The 334-nt window shown below is 61.4% G+C and carries 1 protein-coding gene and 1 pseudogene; both read left to right on the top strand.

The window, feature by feature from the left end:
* A pseudogene (locus tag AF337_RS45315) lies at nt 1-119 on the top strand (acetyl-CoA carboxylase); the annotation flags it as partial.
* Nucleotides 116-334, top strand: a 219-nt coding sequence (locus tag AF337_RS12120) for a carboxyltransferase domain-containing protein (RefSeq protein WP_342028422.1), incomplete at its 3' end; no start/stop codon positions are given. The pseudogene AF337_RS45315 and the gene AF337_RS12120, both read left to right, overlap by 4 nt.

The following is a 334-nucleotide window of genomic DNA, read 5'->3' as shown; positions in this document are numbered from 1 at the left end:
GGCACATCCTGCTTCCCCTTCGCGCCAGCCGTTCCGGTGTTTTGACCAGGCTGCTCGCAGAACCCGGCGCACCGGTCGGCTTCGGTGATCCTCTGTTCGAAATCGAGCTCCAGTCATGATCGTCACGACGAACAGACATGCATCGCAACGCGAGATCGCTCCGGTCACCAAAAACCTGGCGCGGGTTTCCTCGATCGGCGCCAGATCCTTCCTGCTCGAGGCGCCAGGCGACTTCGACCTTATCGCGCAGCGGCGGATCTGGGCTCTGTCCCAGACTGTGAAAGGTTGGACGGACCTTGCGGAAAACATCCCGGGCATGACCAATCTGCTGGTG

It is taken from the genome of Rhizobium ecuadorense (assembly GCF_001187535.1).
GTDB classification, from domain to species: domain Bacteria; phylum Pseudomonadota; class Alphaproteobacteria; order Rhizobiales; family Rhizobiaceae; genus Rhizobium; species Rhizobium ecuadorense.
The sequence above is the reverse complement of the archived record's forward strand: the minus strand, read 5'-3'. Positions and strand labels throughout refer to the sequence as shown.